Source organism: Ferrimonas lipolytica (assembly GCF_012295575.1).
Taxonomy (GTDB): Bacteria; Pseudomonadota; Gammaproteobacteria; order Enterobacterales; family Shewanellaceae; genus Ferrimonas; species Ferrimonas lipolytica.
On record NZ_CP051180.1, the window covers coordinates 3,117,499 to 3,140,599 of the forward strand.

Sequence of the window (23,101 nt, forward strand, 5' to 3'; positions counted from 1 at the left end):
AAAAGGCTGGGTCGTAGTTAAGTGTTGAGGTTTATATCAAGCCTTCGGCTCTACCGATTTCGGTGCTGTTAGCGGACGATGTCGCGGTGGCGACGGCACATTCTGGTATGCATTAGGGGGGGGAGCTTCGCCCCCCCTTTGGAATCCCCCCCTTGTATCAACACTCGCCAAGTCGGTGCTTTAACAGCATTGGCAACAACAATACTTAGTTGGTACACAACCATAAAAAACGGCTGCAATTAATGCAGCCGTTTTTATATCTGTCATCCCGCGCTGACCGTTTAAGCAAACACGCTGTTAATCCTGCGAATAGCCACTTGGCAGCTCAGTCAATGAAGTCGCACCGGAATCGATGGCCGCTTGCGCTACCGCTGCGGCAATACGTGGTAGTAGCCGCGCATCGGTTGGCTTTGGCAGTACGTAATCAGCGCCAAACGCTAAAGACTCAAGACCGTAACTGTCCAATACACTCTGGGTAACCGGCTCTTTCGCCAAGCTGCGTAAGGCATGGACTGCAGCGACTTTCATCTCATCGTTGATGGCATTAGCACGCACATCTAAGGCACCGCGGAAGATGAATGGGAAACAGAGCACGTTGTTAATCTGATTAGGAAAGTCTGAGCGCCCGGTCCCCATAATCACATCAGCTCGAGCCGCTTTTGCTAGCTCTGGGTGGATCTCGGGATCTGGGTTTGAGCAAGCGAAGATCACCGGCTTATCGGCCATCAGCTTCACGTCATCGGCACTCAATAGATCAGGGCCAGATACCCCCACAAATACGTCCGCGTCAACAATGACATCCTGCAGCGTCCGTTTATCGGTATTGTTGGCAAACAGCTTTTTGTATTGGTTCAGGTCTTCTCTACGGGTATGAATAACCCCCTGACGATCGAGCATGTAGATTTTCTCGCGCATGGCGCCGCACTTAATCAGCAGCTCCATACAGGCGATAGCCGCCGCCCCTGCGCCCAAACAAACAATGGTGCTTTCATCGAGCTGTTTACCTTGAATTTCCAATGCGTTAAGCATGCCCGCAGCAGTAACAATGGCGGTGCCATGTTGATCGTCGTGGAATACCGGGACCTTACAGCGTTCTTTTAAGCGGCGCTCGATTTCAAAACACTCTGGGGCCTTGATGTCTTCAAGATTGATGCCGCCAAAGGTATCTGCAATGTTGGCTACCGTATCGATAAACTCATCGGCCGTACGATGAGTTACCTCAATATCAATCGAGTCAATGTTTGCGAAACGCTTAAACAATAGGGCCTTGCCTTCCATTACCGGTTTAGATGCCAACGGACCAAGGTTACCTAAGCCTAAGATAGCGCTGCCATTGGTGATCACCGCCACCAAGTTACCCTTGTTGGTGTAGCGGTAAGCCTCTTCTGGATCAGCGGCGATCTCACGGACTGGCTCAGCCACCCCTGGGCTGTATGCCAACGCTAGATCGTGCTGCGTTTCAGCTGGCTTGGTTAAGGTAATGCTGATTTTTCCGGGAACCGGCTCAGAGTGGTAATCGAGGGCTTGCTGGCGCAGATCGGTCATCGGGAGATCTCTTTGTTATCTTTTTATTAATATCGGGTCAGTAATAACATCGAAACATACTCCGTTAAGAAGGGATTGCAACCACAGTAACGCAACCTATGCAATTTACTTATGGCAATCATATTTTTGCATTGAAATCACAGCCTTAGTTGGAAAATGGTAAGACCATTCGATCCACTTTAAATAACTTACATCTATTCTTATGGGAGTTGCGTCCTGTTAACTGTTGCAAAAACGTTGTAATCGTTCGATCATGCGCGATGTTTGACCGCTACTGTTACCACACTCGCTGAAAAAGTAGTGATTTATCCATTTTGTACAAGGAGACGTACAATGATGAAACACGCAGTTGCTTCTGCTCTATTACTGTTAGCTGTGCCAGCGATGGCCACTAACGACATTAACCCTTGGTACGCTGGTGTCGGCTTAGGCCACGCGAACTGGCAAGGGGTTTGCCCTGATACCGGTGTTGGCTCAACCGATTGTGACGATACCGACTTCGCCTTTGACCTATTTGGTGGTTACCGCTTCAACCAAAATTTTGGCCTAGAGCTGGGTTACGTTGATTTAGGTGAATCCGATTGGAATGACGATATCAACCGTCGCCAAAGCAATGCCAATGGTGTTCGCTTAGGATTGATTGGTACCCTGCCGGTTAATGAGCAGTTCGCAGTAAACGCCGAATTAGGCGGTTTTTACTACGATGCTGAGATCGAAACTACCACCATCGATGCTGATGATAGTGGGGTACAACCCTATGTGGGCGTGGGTCTAAACTATCTAATCGATAAGAATCTAGAGGTGGGGATTCGCTACCGCCACTTCCGCGAGATGAAGACAGATACCAAGCTGTTTAACCGCCATAGCGTTAATTACTGGGGCATTCAGTTAAGCTATCACTTTGGCGCTAAAGCCAAAGCTGCAGCGACCCCAGCCCCGCAGCCGGTCGCCAAACCTGAACCAGCCCCAGCACCGCTAGTTGTACCGCCACCACCAAAGCCAAAAGCCGTTGAAGTTGCCCCATCGACTGCCCTTTACTTTGACTTTAACTCCTCTGAAGTTACTGGCGCTGAACTGAATAAGCTGACCGATATCGCTCGGTACATGGAAGCCAACCCTAAAGTACGCGCTGAGTTAATTGGCCATACCGACAAAATGGGCGATCCAGACTATAACCGCGCTTTAGGCATGCGTCGTGCCCAAGCGGTTCAACAGCAGCTATTGCAGCTTGTTGATATCAGCGCTGACCGCGTTGTAGTGCAATCGAAAGGCGAGAGCACTGCTAGCGCACAAGAGAGCCGCAGCGAGCGCAAAGTTACAGTTAACCTTTTTGGTATGTAAATAAACCAACCCTACCCGCTAGATTTGGTTAACAGCTTAAGCCAGTTCCCCAATGGGTAACTGGCTTTTTTGGGATGTGTACCAATTAAGTGTTGTTGTTGCCAATGCTGTTAAAGCACCGGCTAGGCGAGTGTTGATACAAGGGTAAAGCGCTGCCGTCGTTGATCTTCTGCCGCATTGGAGCAGTTCAGCGAAGCGTTTTGGACGGCGACCTAAGGCAAGGAGGGGATTCCAAAGGGGGCGAAGCTCCCCCCTAATGCATACAAGTATGTGCCGTCGCCACCGCGACATAGCCTCCTAAAAGCACCGAAATCGGTAAAGCCGAAGGCTTAAGATAAACTTCAACAGCGAACTACGACACAGCAACAAAAAAGGCGCCCAATGGGCGCCTTTTTTCCGTTCGGTTCTGCAGCCAATTACTTGGACTTCAGAGCACCAAAACGGTTCTTGAACTTTTCTACGCGACCGCCAGTGTCAGCAACTTTCTGCTTACCGGTGTAGAAAGGGTGACACTCAGAACATACGTCCAAGTGTAGGTCCTTACCTACGGTTGAGCGGGTTTTGATCACGTTACCGCAAGAGCAGTTAGCAGTGATTTCAGCGTAATTTGGGTGGATACCGTCTTTCATGGGAAAAACCTCAATTAAGGCCGTGTCGCTATCCGATTCTAAGCCGGACACCACACGTAGTTTACAGATAGGTTCAGGGCGCGAGAGTTTATAGTAAAGCCCCCATAAGGGCAATGATCATTGCGCATTTTCTGCACCAAGTGCCGAAAATGCCTGGCTAAGCCGTTAGCTATCACTAAGTTAACTCGGTATTACCACTGTGGAATTGGCTCTGCTTTGATAGGGTATAGCGTAGATCCCTAAGTTGTGAGCGCCAGTGTTTATTCAAGTTGCCCTTCCCGTGCCGTTACCGCGGTTGTTTAGCTACCTTCCTATTGAAAATGCGCCGCTGCCGCCGATTGGCGCGCGGGTGCTGGTGCCGTTTGGCCAAGGAAAGCAAGTTGGCGTAGTGGTTAAGCTAAGCGAAGAGTGCGATGTACCAGCAAACAAGCTAAAGCCACTTATCAGCGTACTTGATGAGCAATCGCTGTTAAGCAAACCGCTTTGGAAGCTGGCCAATACGGCTGCCCGTTACTACTTCACCCCACTCGGAATGGTATTGCCGCAACTGCTGCCGGTAAAGCTACGCAAAGGCGAGTCAGCCGCACCGACACCACAGAAGTATTGGCAACTGACTGACCAAGGCAAACAAACCGACCCCAACAGCTTGAAAAGGGCCGCCCAGCAAGCCCGGGTGGTCGCCCAATTGCAGCGGACACCGCTGCTGGCTGACAGCGACGTCAATCTGTTGGAGCTAAGCCGGCCAGCACTCAAAGCATTAACCGAAAAGGAGCTTATCAGCGCCATCGATAAGCAACCTCAGCTTGGAACCGACTGGCCAACCCAATGGCAAAGTGACGATCACATCCCTACTCTCAATAAAGAGCAAGCGGTGGCGGTCAGTGCCATCAACAACAGCGAAGGCTTCAACTGCTTCTTGCTTGATGGAGTAACCGGTTCAGGTAAAACCGAGGTCTATCTGACCATTATGGATAAGCTGCTGCGCCAAGGACAAAGCATCTTAGTGCTGGTGCCAGAGATTGGCCTAACCCCGCAAACCATTAGCCGCTTCCGTCAACGCTTCCCGTTACCGATGGAAGTGCTCCACAGCGGCGTCAACGACAATCAACGCCTCGCCAGCTGGCAGCACGCCCGCGCCGGTGGTGCCGCCATTGTGCTGGGCACCCGCTCGGCGCTGTTTACCGATATGCCGAAACTGGGCATGATCATCATCGATGAGGAGCACGACTCCAGCTTTAAGCAACAAGAGGGCTTTCGCTACCATGGCCGTGACTTAGCGGTAATGCGTGCCCAACTGCAATCGATCCCGATCATCCTTGGCAGTGCCACCCCAGCGCTGGAGACCCTCGCTAACGTTAAGCGGGGGCGCTATCGCCACCTGAAACTCAATAAACGTGCCGGTGCCGGCCGACCAGTGAAACAGCTGCTGCAGGATATCCGCACCTGTTACCTCGATGCTGGCATGTCGCCAGCGATGATCGAACGCATGAAGACCCATCTTAAGGCGGGCAATCAGGTGATGCTGTTCCTCAACCGTCGCGGCTTTGCCCCAGCGTTGCTATGCCACGAATGTGGCCACCTGCACGAATGCAACAACTGCGACGCCTTCTATACGGTTCATCAAGGGGCCAACATGGTGCAATGCCACCACTGTGGCAGCATGCGCGGCATACCGCGCCAATGCCCAGACTGCGGTTCAACTCAGCTTTTCACTCGTGGAGTTGGCACCGAGCAGCTAGAGCAAGCGCTGACTCGACTGTTCCCAGACTACCCCGCCGTGCGCATCGATCGCGACAGCACCAGCCGTAAAGGCAGCCTCGACGCCAAACTAGAGCAGATCCGCAAGGGTGAGGTGAAGATATTGGTAGGCACACAGATGCTGGCCAAAGGCCACCACTTCCCCGATGTCACCTTTGTCGGCTTACTCGATGTCGACTCCGCCCTGTTCAGTGCCGATTTTCGCGCTGCTGAGCGCCTTGCCCAGCTTTATGTACAGGTGTCTGGCCGTGCTGGACGCGCCAGCAAACCTGGCGAGGTGATGCTCCAGACCCACCAACCAGAGCATCCGCTTTTACACCAACTGATGGCGTCCGGTTACGCCGGTTTTGCTGACGACGCCCTTACCGAGCGCAGCCAAGCGCAGTTGCCACCATTTTGGCAATTGGCTCTATTACGGGCGGAATCAACCTATGCTGAACAAGCTAAGGGCTTTATCTTGCAGGCCAAGTCGCTGCTGCCGGACAACGAAGTACAGATGATTGGGCCAATGCCATCGCCGCTGGAGCGCAAAGCCGGTAAGTATCGTTTCCAAGCGCTGATATTGGCGCCAACACGCCCGATATTGCAAACAACGCTCGAACCTTGGCTACAACAGCTGCAACAACTTGAAAGCGGCCGAAAATGTCGCTGGAATTTAGAACGAGATCCACAAGATCTGCTGTAGTTTTTGTTGGCTCGGAAGGTTAAAATACAAGGTTCGATAATCGACCTGTTACGGTCAATACACTATCCCCCTATTTTTGGTGTCGCGATGAAAGAGCATATTCAACAGTTACTAGAACAAACAGTAAGTCAGTTAAAAGCACAGGATGTGATCCCCGCTGAACTGGCCCCTCGAGTTCAGGTTGATCGTACTCGCGACAAGAGTCACGGTGATCTAGCCACCAACTTGGCGATGATGCTGGCTAAGCCTGCAAAAAAGAACCCACGTGAATTAGCGCAACTGCTAATCGACAACCTACCAGCCTCCGAGCTGGTGGCTAAGGCTGAGATCGCAGGCCCTGGTTTCATCAACTTCTTCCTCGATAGCAGCTGGTTAGGCAAGCAGATCGAAGCGGTTGCCGATAGCGAACGAGCCAACATTAAACCGGTTACCGCGCCACAAACCATCGTTACCGATTATTCCGCGCCTAACGTAGCCAAAGAGATGGCAGTTCACCACATCCGTTCTACCGTGATTGGTGATTCCGTAACTCGTACCCTTGAGTTCCTTGGCCATAAGGTCGTTCGTGCCAACCACATCGGTGACTGGGGCACTCAGTTCGGCATGTTAATCGCTTACCTCGAAAAGATGGAAAACGACAGCGCTGCTGATATGGATCTGTCCGACTTAGAGGCTTTCTACCGTGAAGCTAAGAAGTGCTACGACGAAGATGAAGAGTTTGCCCTGCGTGCTCGTGGCTACGTAGTGAAGCTGCAAGGTGGCGACGAGTTCTGCCGCACCATGTGGAAGAAGCTGGTCGACATCACCATGGCGCAAAACCAAGCGATTTACGACCGTTTGAACGTATCGTTAACCGAAGAAAACGTAATGGGCGAGTCACTATACAACCCATTGCTTCCTGAGGTGGTTGCAGATCTGACCGAGCAAGGTCTGGCTGTAGAAGACGACGGCGCTACCGTAGTATTCCTCGACGAATACAAAGGCAAAGATGGCAACCCGATGGGCGTTATTATCCGTAAACGCGACGGCGGTTTCCTCTACACCACCACTGACATTGCTGCGGCCAAATACCGTAAAGACACCTTCAATGCCGAACGTATCCTTTACTTCATCGACTCGCGTCAAGCTCAGCACCTGCAGCAAGCATGGTTGATTGCACGTAAAGCCGGTTACATCGACGACAACACCACCACTGAGCACTGTGCCTTCGGCATGATGCTAGGTAAAGATGGTAAGCCATTCAAGACCCGCTCTGGCGGCACCGTGAAGTTGGCTGATCTGCTGGAAGAGGCACACCAGCGTGCCATTAAGCTGATTGGCGATAAGAACCCAGATCTGCAAGGTGCAGAGCTTGATAACATCGCGACCACCGTTGCGATGGCCTCGGTTAAATACTCGGATCTATCCAAGAACCGTACCACCGACTACGTCTTCGACTGGGACAACATGTTGACCTTCGAAGGCAACACCGCACCTTACATGCTGTACGCCTACAGCCGTATCCAATCGATTTTCCGCAAAGCCGGCGTTACCGCTGCTGAACTCGATGGCAACATCGTACTCGAACACGACAAAGAGGAAGCGCTGGCGCAGAAACTGGCTCAGTTAAACGACGCGGTGCACGGCGTTGCCAACAAAGGTATGCCGCACCTTATGTGTACCTACCTATTTGAATTGGCCGGTGCCTTCATGAGCTTCTACGAAGCCTGCCCTATCAATAAAGATGGCGTCAGTGCCGAAGCAAAAGCCAGCCGTCTACGTCTGTGTTTAGCGACGGCTAACACCCTGAAAGTTGGTCTTAACCTGTTGGGTATCAACACTCTAGAGCGGATGTAACCGATGGCAAAAGATTACGCCGGCAATCGCAGTACCGGGCGTAGAGGCGCTAAACCTCGTCGGGGTAAACAACCGGCGAAGAAGCCATTCCCTTGGGTTATTGCCTTAACCGCAGCGCTGTTAGTATCGCTGTTTGGTTACGGTTTATTGAGCATTCAAGGTGCCAGCGAACAAACTGCAGCGGAAGATGTGGTTGAGGCCGAGCCTAAAAAAGCCAAGCCAAAGCCACAAAAACCACTGCCAGAAGCCCCTGAAAAAAATCGCTGGGAATACGAAAAAGCATTGCCAGAGAAAACCGTTGAGATCGACGTTGAACAACAGAAAAGCGCTGGCCCGTACCAGATGCAATGTGGCTCATTCCGAACTCAAGATCAGGCGGATCGGATGAAGGCGACCATCGCTCTATCGGCAGGACACGAATCTCAGGTTCGGCGTACTACCGGCAAAAATGGGGTGTGGTTCCGAGTGGTGTTAGGCCCAATCGACAGCAAGCGCACCGGTGAAGCGATGCGACACGATATCCAACGCGCCGGCATCAACGGCTGTCAGATGTGGAAGTGGACTGACTAAACCAATATAACAAGGCGCCTGAGGGCGCCTTGTTACTCTGTATCACTGCTATCAATAAGCCAATGACCAAAAGACAACAATGCCGCAACTGCCAGCGCCCGACAAAGGTATGTTTGTGCAATCAGATCAGCGCAGTCTCCCATCGCACGCCGGTGCATGTGTTGATGCACCCGAGCGAACAGGGCAATGCTAAAGGCACCGCCGTCGTACTGTGTTTAGGGCTTGAACAGGGGAATTTATGGGTAGGTGAACAACCCAGTGACTTTAGCGAGCTGCAACAGCAATTAGCGTTGGGGCCACAGCCAGCAATGCTGCTCTACCCAGACGACAACGCCACTGCAATCGAGCAATTGACTGAAGCGACCGCGATTGGTCAACTGGTGGTGCTAGACGGCACCTGGCGCAAAACCCATAAGATGCTGCAGCTCAATCCATGGTTACAACAGCTGCCGACCGTTAGTTTTAGTAACGCCCCGCAGGGGGATTACCAAATTCGTAAGGCCAATCGGGACGATAGCCTGTCAACCTTAGAGGCGGTTGCCTACGCATTGGAGCAGATAGAACAATGTGACACAGCTCCGCTGTACCGAAGTTTTGACGCCATTAAGCAGGCCCAACTGGCATACATGCCCGCCGACGTTCGAGCTCGTTACCGATAAATTATTAATCAATACTGGCGTCCTTAATAAACCCACGATAGAATGATAACCATTATCATTTGCATTTGTGGAGTTGGACCATGCCTGCCATTAACATCGCCTTAGACCAAAACCTTTTACAGCAACTTATTCGCGATGGGCACCTGTGCGTGGCGCAACTATCTGCCTTAGACCAGCAAAGTAAGTCGGCTCTATGGCAACTGTGCCTAGAGTGCAGCTGCGACAATCGTTTTGATAACACCGAGCAACAGGCACTGCACTTCAAGCCCTATGTTGAAAACGAAAACCGTCGTACTGATACTTAATAGCGGCGCAAAAATCTTATTTTAACTATTTTTTATCAATAATTTACATTGAATATGCCAAACCACAGTCGCCTCTGCATAAGGTAATCTAACTGTCACATAGCCAACGTATACCGACTACTAATATTTCTGTCGATACATGGTTTGTAATGCTTGCTAATATTAACTTTATCCGCCGTTTCACCGTTATCCAACGGGTTGTTTACAGCACCATTTTGCAGGTCATTATCCTCTCTGCTCTGCTCTGTTCGGCGTTCTATGCCTTATTCCAACTTGAGCACCAAAATCGGCAACTGGGTCAGCAGGTACTGCCTTTAGCAACCGGTGCTAGCAACAGTGAACGCAGCATACTTCAGCTTGATCAGCGCTTACGCCACGCCATTAATAGCCACAATAGCAAGCAATTTAGCCAACGCTTAAACGCCTTCTTGCTGACTGAAAGTATCGCCAAGCAGTCGTTGCAACAGCTACAAAGCCTGAGTCAATCTGAGCCACAACTAGCCGCTGCGGTGGAACCGCTGCTTACTCAAACCCAGCACGCCAGTGAACAGATGCAATTATTGCTGCGGTTAGTCGAAACCAAACTCAAACTCAGCGCCAGCATCAACGACAGCTTAGGTTACCTACTGTACTCCATTGGCGCGGCGCGGGATGAAATGACTCGACTAGTACCGCTGTTGTTTGCCGACATCGTCGATGCTGATATGGCCTACAACAGCTTTATTGCCGATGCCGCCAGCGTAATGACGGCACAGATGTTCCTAATGAGTACCAACAACGTCGACCAAGCACAACAGCAAATCAAGCAACTGACGCTGCTGGTCTCACGAATGGAGTTTCAATATCAGGCACTACTCCGAGCAAACCCTGAGCTGGCACAATTTCCATCGTTGTTGATGCCGCTTGAGACGTTGTCTACTGCTATCAAGGGCGATGGCAGTTTTCAACAACAACTGCAGCGGGTTGAGCTTGATACCACCATCGCCAGCCAACGGGATACCATGACCCCACTACTGGATCAGATCTCTACCGACATCGCCACCGTAGTGCAATTGGCGGAACAACAGATTAAGCAAACTGAACAACACACCGCCGCCAAGATCGATAGCAGTATGCAGCAATTACTGCTACTGGCGGGGCTTTGTATCCTATTGCTTGTGGCCATGTTAGTTAATTTACTGGCTACCCTAAAACGTAGCTTAACCACCTTAACCTGCGGCATAAAAGCGATAGCACATGGTGACTTCTCGCAGCAAATCGATACCAATCTACCGGCTGAATTTGCTCGTTTAGCCACATGGCTCAATCAAGCGAGCACTAGCAACCGCAACTTGATGGCGTCGTTACGCCAAGGCGGGCGCGAACTCGACCAAGCGGCAACCGTTAGTTCGCAAATTACCGAGCTACAACGACAACAACTCAATAACCAGTCCACTAAGACCACTCAGATTGCCATTGCGGTACAACAGCTAAATTGCAGCATGCAAAGCATCATCGACGACTGTGCTGCTACGGTGGCACAGAACCAGCTCAATGCCGACCTGATTGAGCAGGGTCAAAGCGCACTAAGCCATACCAGTACTCACTTTGAAAGCCTGTCCCACCATCTCAATGAAAACCAACTTTGTATGGATCAGTTAGAGCAACAGGTGATGGAGATTGGCGCAGTAGCCGAGGTGATTACCAGCATTGCTCAGCGCACTAACCTATTGGCACTCAATGCCGCCATTGAAGCCGCTCGAGCAGGCACACAAGGCCGCGGTTTTGCCGTTGTAGCCGCTGAAGTACGGGAGCTGGCTAAACAAACTGGGCTGCAGACCGATTCCATCGAAACCATGTTGGCAGGCTTGCATCAGGCCGCCAGCAAAGCAAGAAATAGCACCACCGTCTGCCGTCAGGAGATGGACAAAACCACCCAATTACGCCAACACCTTGCCGATGCTAACCAGCAGATCCACAACTCCATCGACGAGGTGAAAAACCGGACCGAAACCATCGCTACAGCAACCCAGATCCAAACTGAGCATTGTCACCAGATAAACCAGAACATCACTCACTTAGCTGAGCAATCAAGTCAACGTCAGCAGCAGCTGGATGAATTGTCAGTACAATCAAATCAGGTCGCTGCAATCGCCACCGAACAACGACAAAAATTGCGAAATTTCGTGGTGTGACCAGCCAAATTGCCATTTTGGGGTTGAACCCTGCCAAGTTAACCCCACATCTATCTCAATGAGATAAAGCGCCCGTCGGGCCGCTGTTTAGATGAAGGGTTCGAGATGACCACCATTGTGTCTGTTCGCCGCGGCGACAAAGTAGTTGTTGCCGGAGATGGCCAAGTATCACTTGGTAACACCGTGATGAAGGGCAATGCCCGCAAAGTACGCCTACTGTCTGGTGGCAAAGTCATTGCTGGCTTCGCCGGTGCCACTGCTGATGCGTTCACCTTATTTGAACTGCTTGAGTCCAAATTAAATGCCCACCAAGGTCACCTATTGCGTGCTGCCGTGGAGTTGGCAAAAGCGTGGCGTACCGAACGCTCGCTGCAAAAATTAGAAGCGATGTTGATCGTTGCCGACGCAGAAACCAGCTTGGTGATCTCCGGTAACGGCGACGTGGTTGAACCAGAGCACGATCTGGTTGCCATCGGCTCTGGCGGAAACTACGCCCAAGCCGCAGCCATGGCACTACTGAAGAACACTGATATGGACGCTCGCACTATCTGTGCTGAAGCCCTGACCATCGCCGGCGATATCTGTGTATTCACCAACCATTCCCACACCATTGAAGAACTGGCCACCAAAGCCAAGGAGACCAACTGATGTCTGCTATGACTCCACGCGAAATTGTATCCGAGCTGGACAGCCACATCATTGGTCAGTCTGGTGCTAAGAAAGCTGTTGCTATCGCCCTGCGTAACCGCTGGCGCCGGATGCAGCTAAACCCAGAGCTGCGCCAAGAGGTGACTCCAAAGAACATCCTGATGATCGGTCCAACCGGTGTTGGTAAAACCGAGATTGCGCGCCGCTTGGCTAAGCTAGCTCAGGCGCCCTTCATCAAGGTTGAAGCCACCAAGTTCACCGAAGTCGGTTACGTTGGTAAAGAGGTTGAGCAGATCATCCGCGATCTAACCGATTCTGCTATCAAGATGACTCGCGACCGCGAAGTAGAACGTAACAAGTTCCGCGCTGAGGAAGCGGCAGAAGAGCGTATCCTTGATGCATTGCTGCCTAAGCCTAAGGATCAGTGGGGTAACGACGAGAAAAGCAGTGGTGACTCCACCCGCCAGGTATTCCGCAAGAAACTGCGCGAAGGCAAGCTAGACGACAAAGAGATTGAGATCGAAGTTGCTCAAGCGCAAATGGGTGTTGAGATCATGACCCCACCGGGCATGGAGGAGATGACCAACCAGTTGCAAAGCATGTTCCAGAACATGGGTGGCCAACAAAAGGATCGTCGCAAAATGAAGGTGAAAGATGCCTTTAAAGCACTGATCGAAGAGGAAGCCGCTAAGCTGGTAAACCCAGAAGAGCTGAAAGAGAAAGCGATCGAATCAGTTGAGCAGAACGGCATCGTCTTCTTAGACGAAATTGACAAAATCTGTAAACGTGGTGAGGCCTCCGGCCCAGATGTATCCCGCGAAGGAGTACAGCGTGACTTGTTACCATTAGTTGAAGGTTGCACCGTCAACACCAAGCACGGCATGGTTAAAACTGACCACATCCTATTTATTGCCTCTGGCGCATTCCAGCTGGCTAAACCATCAGATCTTATCCCTGAACTGCAGGGGCGTTTGCCGATCCGAGTTGAACTAGACGCACTATCTGCACACGACTTCGTGCGGATCCTCACTGAACCTAACGCCAGCCTGACCGAGCAACAGATCGCACTGATGGGTACCGAAGGCGTTACTATTGAGTTCAAGCAAGATGGTATCGAACGTATTGCAGAAGCAGCTTGGCAGGTAAACGAGCGCACTGAGAACATCGGCGCCCGTCGTTTGCACACCGTAATGGAACGGCTAATGGAAGAGATCTCCTTTGAGGCCTCTGATAAGTCCGGCCAATCAATTGTTATCGATGCAGACTACGTTAACGACCACCTAGATGTACTGGTTGAAAACGAAGATTTGGCGCGCTTCATTCTGTAATTGAACCGCCATTACGTCACGAGCTAGGAGTACCTATGGGCCCGAAAGTTACCGCGTTAAAGTTGAAGCGTCAGTCCCGCGTATTGGAAGTGACTTTTTCCAATAACAACCACTTCAACATCGCCTGCGAGTTACTGCGGGTCTACTCTCCATCGGCTGAGGTACATGGTCACGGCAATCCCAAGCTAATGACCAACAAGCGCATGGTCAACATCGATAAGATCACCCCAGTGGGCAACTACGCGGTAAAGCTTCACTTCGATGATGGCCATGACAGCGGTATCTTCAGTTGGGATGTTCTGCACGAATTAGGCCGCAACCAAGCGACCCACTGGGAAGATTATCTCGCTCGCATTAAAGCCGCTAAGGCCAGTCGTGAGCCGCTAATTCCACTTAATGTGCAGTTTCACGATGCCAGTAAGGACTAACGGCTAACTGTTGTTGCCAACCAGCCACACTCAATCGAGTGTGGCTTTTTTATGGCGGTGTCACAGTTAAGTGTTGAGGTTTATATCAAGCCTTCAGCTCTACCGATTGCAGTACTCTCAAGGGATTATGTCGCGGTGGCGACAGCACATTCTTGTATGCATTAGCAGGGAGGTTCGCACCCTTTGGAATCCCCCTTGCCTTAGGTCGCCGTCCCAAACGCTTCGCTGGACAGCTCAAGATCAACGGCGGTAGTCCTTTCCCTTTATATCAAAACTCGTCTAGCCGGTGCTTTAACTGCATTGGTAAGAGCAACACTTAGTTGGTACACGGCCTTTTTATATACAACAAACAATCAAACAGCATTACCGCAGATGTTCTCGTTGCGATTGTCGGTATTGTTCTCTCGACTCCAGTTGTTCTGGCTCCTGTTGCCACAACCCTTCGGTGGGATCGTCATCCTCCTGCTCCCACTGATAGCGCTTACGGCGGGGCACCGGATCATCACGGCCAAACCATAAGGCCGCAAGTACCCCGCCAGCAGCGCCAAATAGATGGGATTCAAATGAGATGGAGGGATCCCGTGGCAGAATGCCGTAAACCATACTGCCAAACATAAAGAAGGCCAACATCATCAACCCAATTGAACGCAGGTCCAACCGAATCAAACTAACTACCAGTAGGTAAAAAAACAGACCATAAGTAATACCACTGGCACCAAAGTGATAACTGCTGCGGCCAACCAACCACACCCCGCAACCAGCGATAAGATAGATCGTCAGCAACACCTTCCAACGTGACTTAGGGTAGCCATACAGTAACGCCGCGCCGAGGATCACTATGCCAGTACTATTGGCCGCTAAATGCGCTGCTGAACCATGAATAAACGGGGCAGCTAGGATCCCCCAGACGCCAAACCATTCACGGGGATAAATACCGTATTGGTGCAGGGAATATCCCGACAACACCTCAAACAACCAAATGGCCCACAGTAACCCAGCAAAGCCAAGGCTGAGCTTAATGCTTTGTTTTAATGGTGCGAGTGCATCGGATATCCGCTTCATTCATCTCCTCGGTTGCCTAAACAGTAGACCGGGGTTGGCCGTTAACTATTACCTTGGGTCGTTATACGGTTTTACAATCACTTAACGATACTTGGATTGAAGGTTGGTTGGCTGCTCAGGCGACGTATGTTGTCGCCCATGCGTTGAAAGATCACTGCATGAGCTGGCAACATCGCCCACCAATACAACAAACCGGGCGCGCCAGAGGGATACCACCAACACTTAACCAACAGGGTGCAACCATGCCCTTCAGGCTCTAAGGCAAAGGTTAAACCACCCATGCCGGGGGCTTTCATGCCGAAGTGGAGGGTCAACTGTTGCGCTTCAAGGCATTCAGCCACCCGCCATGAATCGATTCTATCGCCGATCTGGAGGTGGTGGGGATCGCGCCGATAATAGCGCATCCCATCACCACCGATTAGCGCATCAATAAATTCGCGAATACGCCACAGCGGGTCCATCGCGAAGTAACGATGGCGGCCACCGATCTGACAAATTTCCCGCCACACCCGTTGTGGCGATGCATCGATATAAACCGTAGCTTGCTCCTGTTTGGGATAGAAGCTGTAGCTACTTTGCCAACGCCGCTTCAGCAGTGCCGCCATACTCGGATCTTGCGCCACAAGTTGCGTTTGCTCCTGCGCCAAGGTTTGCTTTACTGCAGCGTCAAAGTTCAACAGTTGGCGGGGGAAACGGGCTTGGATAGCACTGGCGTCACTAACCAAATCGTGCTTCAAGCCACCAATCAGCGCCTTGGCAATGCCTTCAGGCACTGAGGTAATAAAGCGTAGCCAATGCGAAGACAGGTCTGGGCTAAGTAACGGAACTGGGATGATGTGAATACGTCGATTAAGGATACTCGCCAATCGATGCATCTGCTGTTCATAGGTGAGTATTTGCGGCCCAGCAATATCATAGATTTTCTGTTCGCAATCATCAGCGTCCAATACCGATAGCAGATAAAATAACAAGTCATCCAGTGCAATCGGCGCCATCTTCGAACGCACCCAACGTGGCGTGATCATCACCGGCAGATTCGCAACGAGATCTCGCATTACCTCAAACGCCGCCGAGCCCGGCCCGATAACCACCGGTGAGCGCAACTCCACTACAGCAACAGAGCCTTGGCGAAGAATATTGCCAGTATCGATGCGGCTAGTGAGATGGGCAGACTGGGCACCGGGCGGGCAAACCGCGCCGAGGTAGATAATGCGTTTTACCCCGGCGGCAGCGGCGGCCTGAGCGAGATTGAAAGCCCCCTGTTGTTCACGCAGGTGGTAATTCGCCCCTTCAGTCATTGCATGCACTAAAAAGTAAACTACATCAATTTGTTCCAGTGCCAATTGCAACGCTTCGACATCCAATACATCCGCTTGCACGTGCTGGCACTGCTGCCATTGCGGCCTGGCCAGTCGAGCTAAATCACGACTGGCTAATCGCACCTGATGCCCAGCACGGAGTAAATGGCTTACCAAGTGGTTACCGACGAAGCCGCTGGCACCTAAAACTAAGATGTTACGCTTATTTTTTTCCATCTAATCCCTACGGTTAAGCCGGTACGGTCGATCACCATACCGATTCAATAGCGATCAGTATGCGGTGACCCATTTGTGCAACCATGCTTCCGGCAGTTGGCTTCGTTGCCATGACCGTTGGCACAGTGAGCTAACATCATCCCAGCGTCCCGCCAGCAACCACTCGACAATGGCATCACCCATTGGAGGGTAACCAACCGGCACGCCTTGGGGCTGTGGTAGCCAACGCTCAATGTCGGCTTTATCGAGCTGCTTCATTACGCTAGCGGCCCCAAGCAACTCCAATGCTAACGCATTGGATAGTTGTTCAAATTGGCCATGTAATGGCTTTAATAATAGCTTCTTCCCCAGCACCAGTGCTTCTGAAACCAAACCAAAACCAGCAGAGCAAATGACGCCACTGCAACCAGCTAACTCATGTTGAAAGGCATCACGGCTAAAGCTGTGCCAACTCACATTGGGTGGAATCGCCACTGGCGGTTGACCATGAAATACTGAGAAGTGTTGATGTGGCATACCTGCTAGCTGCTGAGCAATCTCATCCGCACTCTCAAACGGCAAATACACCAGCACGCGGTTGTGTTGCTCTGCGGTAGCAGTAATAGGCTCAATAATCGGCGGTAGTAGGTTGCAGTCGAAATGGTGCCAATGGCAACCAAGGCTGGTGGTTGATGGGGCGAAGTACTTCATCACCACTTGGTTGATAAAACCATCGCCAGCCACTGGCACCGGCTGCAGAAACGCTTTTTGGTGACTAACTCCAATGCACGCAACCCGCTGCTGTTTAGCTGCCCAAGCACTAATGGGTTCAAAGTCATTAACAACTAAATCGTACGGCTGCAGATCCAGTTGTTTGATATCTCGCCAACAGCGCCACAGGTTGTTATGTCTCGCGGTTTTTCCGACCTGCACCTTGCCATTAGCAGTGCAAAAAGTGAGTCCTTGCCGCCACTGGTAGGCACCAAAGTCATCCATATCAAAGAACTGATCCGACGCACGCCCTGAAAACAGGTAATCAACCTGTACTCCAGCTCTTTTAAACGCCTTTGCCAGCACTCTGGCTCGAGTTAAATGGCCATTACCTGTGCCCTGTACACCGTAGAGGATCCGCATCGTTATCCTTAATCCTGGCTGGCATCAATTGAGCCAATAAATACCTAACTTTGCAGCCCAATACCCCAATGCCGCGCCAGCAACGACGTCACCAAGATAATGAACCCCAAGAATCACTCGTGAACACCCCACCAGCCCTGCCCACAGATAGACAATCGGTGCCAATGGTGGCCAATACCACGTCAACAACGTCGCAAACACAAACGCTGCTGCACTATGGCCCGACGGCAAACTGAACTTATCGTGAGGCTGAACTATGGCTGCAATGCCTAATACCGCATGGCAAGGGCGATTACGCTTGAGGCCGTTCTTCAACAGCCAATAGAGCGGTAGCTCAATGGCAAAACTGGCTAAGCCAGACCACAAAAACTGCCGCCCAGAAACGCCGTCGAAACTCGCCATTAACAAGGCAAATACAAGATAGCCAGCACCATCGCCACTCAACGAAAATAGTCGCGCGCTCCGTTGCCAGTAGTGGGGGTTAGGAAGAGTTTGCAAGCGCATCATCAATGCACGGTCATGACTGTCGAGGAAATGCCACATCAGCTTATGCTCACCAGAGTTAACTGGCTTAACAGTGACGAGAGGCAATGACAGCTCGGTTACAAAGGCAAGAAATAACAGTGACACCGGTCAGCGTAACGGCGCCTCTTGAACTGATAGTTTCACAATAGCGATAAGCGGATGGATGGTGGCCTAGACAAAAAGAAAGGCTGTGTACCAATTAAGTGTTGTTGCCAATGCTGTTAAAGCACCGGCTAGGCGAGTTTTGATACCTGGGGAAAGTACTACCGCCGTTGAGTTTCTGCCGCATTGGAGCAGTTCAACGAAATGTATTGGACTGTGACCTAATGCAAGGGGAATTCCTAATGGGCGAAGCTCGCCCGAATGCATACAAGAATGTGCCGTCGCCACCGCGACATAACCCCTTAAGAGTACTGCAATCGGTACAGCCGAAGGCTTAAGATAAACTTCAACAGCTAACTACGACACAGCCAAAAGAAACCCCAACAACGCGCGGCACTGTTGGGGTTTGTCTTTATTGGGGAGTTAAGCCGGTTGTTGGCTTTGCTCTCGACCCATTTTAATTAGGTAGAACACATTAATGCCGACACAGAAGCCATTCATTAACGCTACTGGCCACGCACCGATGCTGGCACCGTAGATAACAAACAAGATACAACCGGTCATGTTGATCCAGCGCAGCTTGACGATATTTTTCATCATCAACGAGATTGCGACAAACAATGACGCTGCGTAACCAACAAACTCAATTAAATTAAATTCCACCGGAATGCCTCATTAGTGCTGGGCGCGAATAGCATATCAATCAATCTATTCGTGCCCGAAAGTTAGGGGTGCATACTAACAATGGTTTCACTTGTGACTCCATTGTTGCTTGTTCATTTTGTGACTTGCAGCCAAGTGTAAACAAAGAGTTCGCTATAGTGAACAATTAATGTCACGAATTTGCTGTTCAACATTGCATTGCCATGTAGGTTCGCTATTTTCGAGAAAGTACCCACAACTGGACTGACTAATGGACTACAACACTTCTGCTCTGTGCGATCTCTATGGCGATCAAATCGATGTACTGGAACCACTGTTTAGTAACTTCGGTGGATTACTTTCCTTTGGTGGTCAGATCCATACAGTCAAATGTTTCGAGGACAACAGCGCCATCGCTGCGTCACTCGATCAAGATGGCCGCGGCAAGGTGTTGGTTATCGATGGTGGCGGTTCGATGCGGCGGGCACTGTTCGACTCGCCCCTAGCGGAGCTGGCATTACAGCAGCAGTGGGAAGGGGTGATAATCTTTGGTGCCGTGCGCGATGTAGATCAGCTCGAAGAGTTAGATCTTGGCATTATGGCGTTGGCTTCAATACCCGTTGGGGCTTGTCAAAATAATGAAGGTCAAAGCGATGTCGCGGTGAACTTTGCCGGCGTTACCTTCTGGCCTGAAGATTATATCTATGCCGACAGTACCGGCGTAGTGCTGTCACAGGAGCCGCTAGAAACCGAGTAGTTCACTCATTTAGTGGCACCGGCTTCGCTACGGCGAAGCCTTGTACCCCGTCAATTCCAAGTTGCCATAGGGCGTTGGCCAGCTCTGGTTCTTCAACTTGCTGAGCTACTACGCTGATGCCACGACTATGGGCAGCGGCGATCATCATCTCAATCAGATCACTATGGCTGCCATCGGTCAGCAAGGCGCGGGTATAGCCCGGATCCAGCTTTATCCCCTCCAGTCCATGCTGGGACATCAATACCATCCCTGCCGGAGTGGTGTGATCCAACCATATTCGCGCCCCAAGCAAAGCCATCCGTTCAATAAAACGAACAGTCGCATCGGCATCAAGTAACAGTGCCCGCTCCGGGATCTCAAGCAACAACTGCTGCCAGTAACCGTCTAAGATACGTTGCAACATCGCTGGCAATTGCGGATCCAGTACCGACTCAGCGGTCAAGTTACAGCTCAAGCTGCCCTCAACGCCGTTACCCAGCTCTGACTTCAACGTATTCAGTACCAACAGATCCAATTGCCGATAGCTCTGTTGGCGGGCCGCCATCGCCATCACTGGGCCAGGATTATAGTGTTGCTCACCATCATTGAAGCGCGTGAGGATCTCACGATGCAATACATGGTTATTGGCGTTTTCAACCGACTGTACCAACAGAGACGGTGCGGTGTTCAAGAGCCGCTGTAACAACTGCTGTTGCTGTGCCAGTGGCACTTCCTCCGTCGCACTTGCTGAGCCCTTAAATACACTGGAGTCCGGCAATGCAATCGCTTCAGACAGCAACAACTCCAGTTGCTGCTCAACCTCATTAGGTTGATCATTAAGATGGTATTCACAGGCTGCCAGCAATACTCTATCAGCGCCGGCTTGATGCACCAACGACGACAACTCGCCTCGCAAAGCCATCTCTTCAGCTGACAGTTGTGATAGCTGCAACCCAGGAAACAACAGCGTAAACTCGGCAAAGCCGGTGCGATACAGTCGGCCTAAAGGTAACTGCAACGCAAATTTGGTGAGTGTTGCCGCTACCTGCTGCAGCAGCGTTTTACTGCTACCACTGCCATGCTGCAGTTCAATTCGATCAATCCCAGTCAGGTGCAATTTTAATAGCGTGCCACCTTGATGCTCACGATCTTTCAGTGCTTGCCCCACACGTTGTTGATAGCGGCTAAGATTACCAAGACCTGTATCGTCATCCACCAAAGTTTGGCGCCGCAACCGTTCCATCCTCACAACCTGCTGCTTAACCATCGCTTCCGAGTTATCCACCATTAGGTTCATGGTCCGTACCAGTGACGCCATCTCGCGAATGGAGGGGATCTGCTCTTGTCGAATGTAGTGGTGACGCCGTAAACCATTGGCCTGTTGTTCCGCCAATGCCAACGGTTTGAGTACACGAGTTAACAGCCAACTGGCAACGACGATGGCAATAATGGCGATGAACAGCGTAACGAGTAACGCCTGCCGCCCGGTTTGCCACAACAACTGTTGCGATGATGCCGCACTGGCTTGTACCTCAACCGTGGCCACCAGTTGCCATTGACTATTGATCTGGCTGCTTACCACTGGCGCCCGCAGCGGCAACAATCGCTCGAACCAACCGTCAGCAGCGACAGCCCCTGTAGTGCGTTGTCGCAGTAGCTCCTGCGCCCCATCAAGGCTGGTCAAGCGAATCAGTGCATAGTCGCCTTGATCAAAGATGCTATCTAGCATCGATTCCGCTAACACCCAGTCATGCTGGCGCAGTACCGGCGCTAAGCTCAACCCCAGAGAAGTAGCCGTATCTTGGCTATAAACGGCCAACTGCTGCGATAAGAACTGCTGGCTACCACGCAGGTACAAACTGGCACTGGTAACGCTAATTGCACCAACCAATAGCAATAATCCCAACAACAACACCCGAAATAGACTCATCCCTGCTCCTCCCGATTCATCCGCTGCAGGAGATCGCCCCACAGATCGACGCCATTATCACCGGATTTAAGCAGCACCCCTTGATCGAATGCCCGCGCACGCCACAACCCTTCGGCATTAAAGCTATATACCGGCACCAAATCTGCCCGCTCTGCTCCGGTTTTTATCTCATTCTGGAGGTTATCCAATACCAGTGGCATCGCATCTGGCGAAGATAAATACAGCAGCACCATATGGGCCTGATTTAACTCAACCGCTTTCACATACATCAACCTAAGTTGCTCAGACGGCACTCCTAAGATCCGCAAAATGAAATATTTTGCGATAGTGAAATCTTCACAATCACCACCTCCAGTGGCCACCATCTCAACCGGTGTGGCCCAATAATCTGCTTGCTGCCAATGCTCGGAATCGGCCACAAACTGCAGTTGATTGAGATAGCGATTAACCCGGTCGAGTTGAACCGGTACCGAATGGGCTTGGGCGAGCTCTTGCTGCAGCCATTGGTATAGCTCGGATACGCGCACACGAGCCGGCTGCCCATACTGCTGCTCTACTGCAGATAAGGCAGGTTCACTAAAAAATCGATGCCAACGTGCTTTCTCAGTTGGCTCTGCGACAGCAGCGAATGAGCAAACCATTCCCAACAACCATAAACATCGCAACGGCAACTCTTCCTTCTTTGGTTAACCTGTTCAATCTCAAAGGATTGGTACAGTGTCGTTTTTGTTGGTTGCATATTGAGTGTAGACTGTGGCGAGTTTGTAGACGTCAACACAGGATTACGTAACATGGCCGACCATGGCGAAGATAAGACCCATTTTGGGTACAAAGATGTAGAAGCAACCCAAAAGGCTGACATGGTCGCCGAGGTGTTCCACTCTGTTGCTTCGAAGTACGACTTGATGAACGACGTTATGTCGTTCGGTGTTCATCGCTACTGGAAGCGCTTTACCATTGAATGCGCTGCAGTTCGCCCCGGCATGCGGATCTTAGATCTGGCCGGTGGTACTGGCGATCTAACCGCTAAGTTCTCTCACCTTGTGGGCGAAACTGGCGAAGTGGTTCTTGCTGATATCAACGAATCGATGCTTAAAGTCGGCCGCGCTAAACTGCAAGACCGTGGCATCGTTGGTAACGTTAACTACGTGCAAGCGAACGCCGAAGCTCTACCGTTCCCAGATAACCACTTCGATGTTATCACCATCGCATTTGGTTTGCGTAATGTCACTGATAAAGCTAAAGCTTTACGTTCAATGCAGCGCATCCTTAAGCCTGGTGGCAAGCTGTTGGTATTGGAATTCTCTAAGCCGCAAAACGCCGCGATGCAGAAAGCCTACGACTTCTACAGCTTCCAAATTATCCCCCGCATGGGTTCGATGATCGCTGGCGATGCCGAGTCGTACCGTTACCTGTCTGAATCGATTCGCATGCACCCAGACCAAGAAACGCTCAAAGAGATGATGATAGAGTCTGGCTTCGACCAAGCCGATTACATCAACATGACCAATGGTGTGGTTGCACTGCACCGCGGCTACAAGTACTAACTG

Annotated in this window: 21 protein-coding genes; 12 read left to right on the top strand and 9 right to left on the bottom strand. The window is 51.2% G+C overall.

Annotated features, from left to right (window positions below):
* Window positions 1–297 precede the first annotated feature (297 nt).
* A complete protein-coding gene (locus HER31_RS14285) occupies window positions 298–1,545 on the bottom strand; it encodes a malic enzyme-like NAD(P)-binding protein (RefSeq protein ID WP_168661453.1) in 1,248 nt (415 codons plus the stop codon).
* A gap of 333 nt (window positions 1,546–1,878) precedes the next feature.
* Here HER31_RS14285 and HER31_RS14290 point away from each other — a divergent pair, with 333 nt between their 5' ends.
* On the top strand, window positions 1,879–2,886 hold the full coding sequence (locus HER31_RS14290) for an OmpA family protein (RefSeq protein WP_168661455.1): 1,008 nt from the start codon (window positions 1,879–1,881) through the stop codon (window positions 2,884–2,886).
* 416 nt (window positions 2,887–3,302) lie between these two features.
* Here HER31_RS14290 and rpmE read toward each other — a convergent pair whose 3' ends face one another.
* Window positions 3,303–3,515 (bottom strand): 50S ribosomal protein L31, encoded by a 213-nt coding sequence (gene rpmE / locus HER31_RS14295; RefSeq protein WP_168661457.1) that lies wholly within the window; start codon window positions 3,513–3,515, stop codon window positions 3,303–3,305.
* 256 nt (window positions 3,516–3,771) lie between these two features.
* Between rpmE and priA the strand changes: the two genes are divergently transcribed.
* The 9 genes from priA to HER31_RS14340 all read left to right on the top strand — a co-directional run bounded on the left by priA (window position 3,772) and on the right by HER31_RS14340 (window position 13,906).
* Complete coding sequence (gene priA, locus HER31_RS14300) at window positions 3,772–5,958, top strand: primosomal protein N' (RefSeq protein ID WP_168661459.1); 2,187 nt, start codon at window positions 3,772–3,774, stop codon at window positions 5,956–5,958.
* Window positions 5,959–6,045: 87 nt separating this feature from the next.
* Window positions 6,046–7,794 (top strand): arginine--tRNA ligase, encoded by a 1,749-nt coding sequence (argS, locus tag HER31_RS14305; RefSeq protein ID WP_168661461.1) that lies wholly within the window; start codon window positions 6,046–6,048, stop codon window positions 7,792–7,794.
* 3 nt (window positions 7,795–7,797) lie between these two features.
* Window positions 7,798–8,364 (top strand): SPOR domain-containing protein, encoded by a 567-nt coding sequence (locus HER31_RS14310; protein WP_168661463.1) that lies wholly within the window; start codon window positions 7,798–7,800, stop codon window positions 8,362–8,364.
* Between the two features lie 62 nt (window positions 8,365–8,426).
* A complete protein-coding gene (locus tag HER31_RS14315; RefSeq protein WP_168661465.1) occupies window positions 8,427–9,023 on the top strand; it encodes a tRNA-uridine aminocarboxypropyltransferase in 597 nt (198 codons plus the stop codon).
* An 80-nt stretch (window positions 9,024–9,103) separates the two neighbouring features.
* Window positions 9,104–9,328, top strand: a complete 225-nt coding sequence (locus HER31_RS14320; protein ID WP_168661468.1) for a hypothetical protein — start codon at window positions 9,104–9,106, stop codon at window positions 9,326–9,328.
* Between the two features lie 149 nt (window positions 9,329–9,477).
* A complete protein-coding gene (locus HER31_RS14325) occupies window positions 9,478–11,502 on the top strand; it encodes a methyl-accepting chemotaxis protein (protein WP_168661470.1) in 2,025 nt (674 codons plus the stop codon).
* A gap of 105 nt (window positions 11,503–11,607) precedes the next feature.
* The gene (gene hslV / locus HER31_RS14330) at window positions 11,608–12,150 is read left to right on the top strand and encodes an ATP-dependent protease subunit HslV (RefSeq protein WP_168661472.1); all 543 of its coding nucleotides are present in this window, start codon (window positions 11,608–11,610) and stop codon (window positions 12,148–12,150) included.
* Window positions 12,150–13,478 carry an HslU--HslV peptidase ATPase subunit gene (gene hslU / locus HER31_RS14335; protein WP_168661474.1) on the top strand — a complete coding sequence of 443 codons (1,329 nt, stop codon included), beginning with the start codon at window positions 12,150–12,152 and terminating at the stop codon, window positions 13,476–13,478. Before hslV ends, hslU begins: the two co-directional genes overlap by 1 nt.
* 35 nt (window positions 13,479–13,513) lie before the next feature.
* Window positions 13,514–13,906, top strand: coding sequence for a gamma-butyrobetaine hydroxylase family protein (locus HER31_RS14340; RefSeq protein ID WP_168661476.1), 393 nt, complete (start codon window positions 13,514–13,516; stop codon window positions 13,904–13,906).
* A gap of 363 nt (window positions 13,907–14,269) precedes the next feature.
* On the opposite strand, the gene HER31_RS14345 is transcribed toward HER31_RS14340, so the two are convergent.
* From HER31_RS14345 to HER31_RS14365, 5 genes are all read right to left on the bottom strand, one after another.
* Entirely contained in the window at window positions 14,270–14,968 is a 699-nt protein-coding gene (locus tag HER31_RS14345) for a rhomboid family intramembrane serine protease (protein WP_168661478.1), read from the bottom strand.
* Between the two features lie 77 nt (window positions 14,969–15,045).
* On the bottom strand, window positions 15,046–16,503 hold the full coding sequence (locus HER31_RS14350; protein ID WP_168661480.1) for a DUF2867 domain-containing protein: 1,458 nt from the start codon (window positions 16,501–16,503) through the stop codon (window positions 15,046–15,048).
* Between the two features lie 54 nt (window positions 16,504–16,557).
* Window positions 16,558–17,616 (bottom strand): MJ1255/VC2487 family glycosyltransferase, encoded by a 1,059-nt coding sequence (locus HER31_RS14355; RefSeq protein ID WP_168661482.1) that lies wholly within the window; start codon window positions 17,614–17,616, stop codon window positions 16,558–16,560.
* A gap of 24 nt (window positions 17,617–17,640) precedes the next feature.
* On the bottom strand, window positions 17,641–18,246 hold the full coding sequence (locus HER31_RS14360; protein WP_238786838.1) for a phosphatase PAP2 family protein: 606 nt from the start codon (window positions 18,244–18,246) through the stop codon (window positions 17,641–17,643).
* 420 nt (window positions 18,247–18,666) lie between these two features.
* A complete protein-coding gene (locus tag HER31_RS14365) occupies window positions 18,667–18,912 on the bottom strand; it encodes a YgjV family protein (RefSeq protein ID WP_168663372.1) in 246 nt (81 codons plus the stop codon).
* Window positions 18,913–19,156: 244 nt separating this feature from the next.
* On the opposite strand from HER31_RS14365, the gene rraA reads away from it, so the two are divergent.
* Complete coding sequence (gene rraA, locus HER31_RS14370; RefSeq protein WP_168661484.1) at window positions 19,157–19,642, top strand: ribonuclease E activity regulator RraA; 486 nt, start codon at window positions 19,157–19,159, stop codon at window positions 19,640–19,642.
* Window position 19,643: 1 nt separating this feature from the next.
* Here the strand turns inward: rraA and HER31_RS14375 are convergent, their stop codons facing one another.
* A complete protein-coding gene (locus HER31_RS14375) occupies window positions 19,644–21,551 on the bottom strand; it encodes an EAL domain-containing protein (RefSeq protein ID WP_168661486.1) in 1,908 nt (635 codons plus the stop codon).
* The gene (locus HER31_RS14380; protein ID WP_168661488.1) at window positions 21,548–22,192 is read right to left on the bottom strand and encodes a transglutaminase-like cysteine peptidase; all 645 of its coding nucleotides are present in this window, start codon (window positions 22,190–22,192) and stop codon (window positions 21,548–21,550) included. The genes HER31_RS14375 and HER31_RS14380 overlap by 4 nt, the downstream gene beginning before the upstream one ends.
* Before the next feature lie 150 nt (window positions 22,193–22,342).
* Here HER31_RS14380 and ubiE point away from each other — a divergent pair, with 150 nt between their 5' ends.
* Complete coding sequence (gene ubiE / locus HER31_RS14385) at window positions 22,343–23,098, top strand: bifunctional demethylmenaquinone methyltransferase/2-methoxy-6-polyprenyl-1,4-benzoquinol methylase UbiE (protein ID WP_168661490.1); 756 nt, start codon at window positions 22,343–22,345, stop codon at window positions 23,096–23,098.
* The last annotated feature ends 3 nt before the right edge of the window (window positions 23,099–23,101 follow it).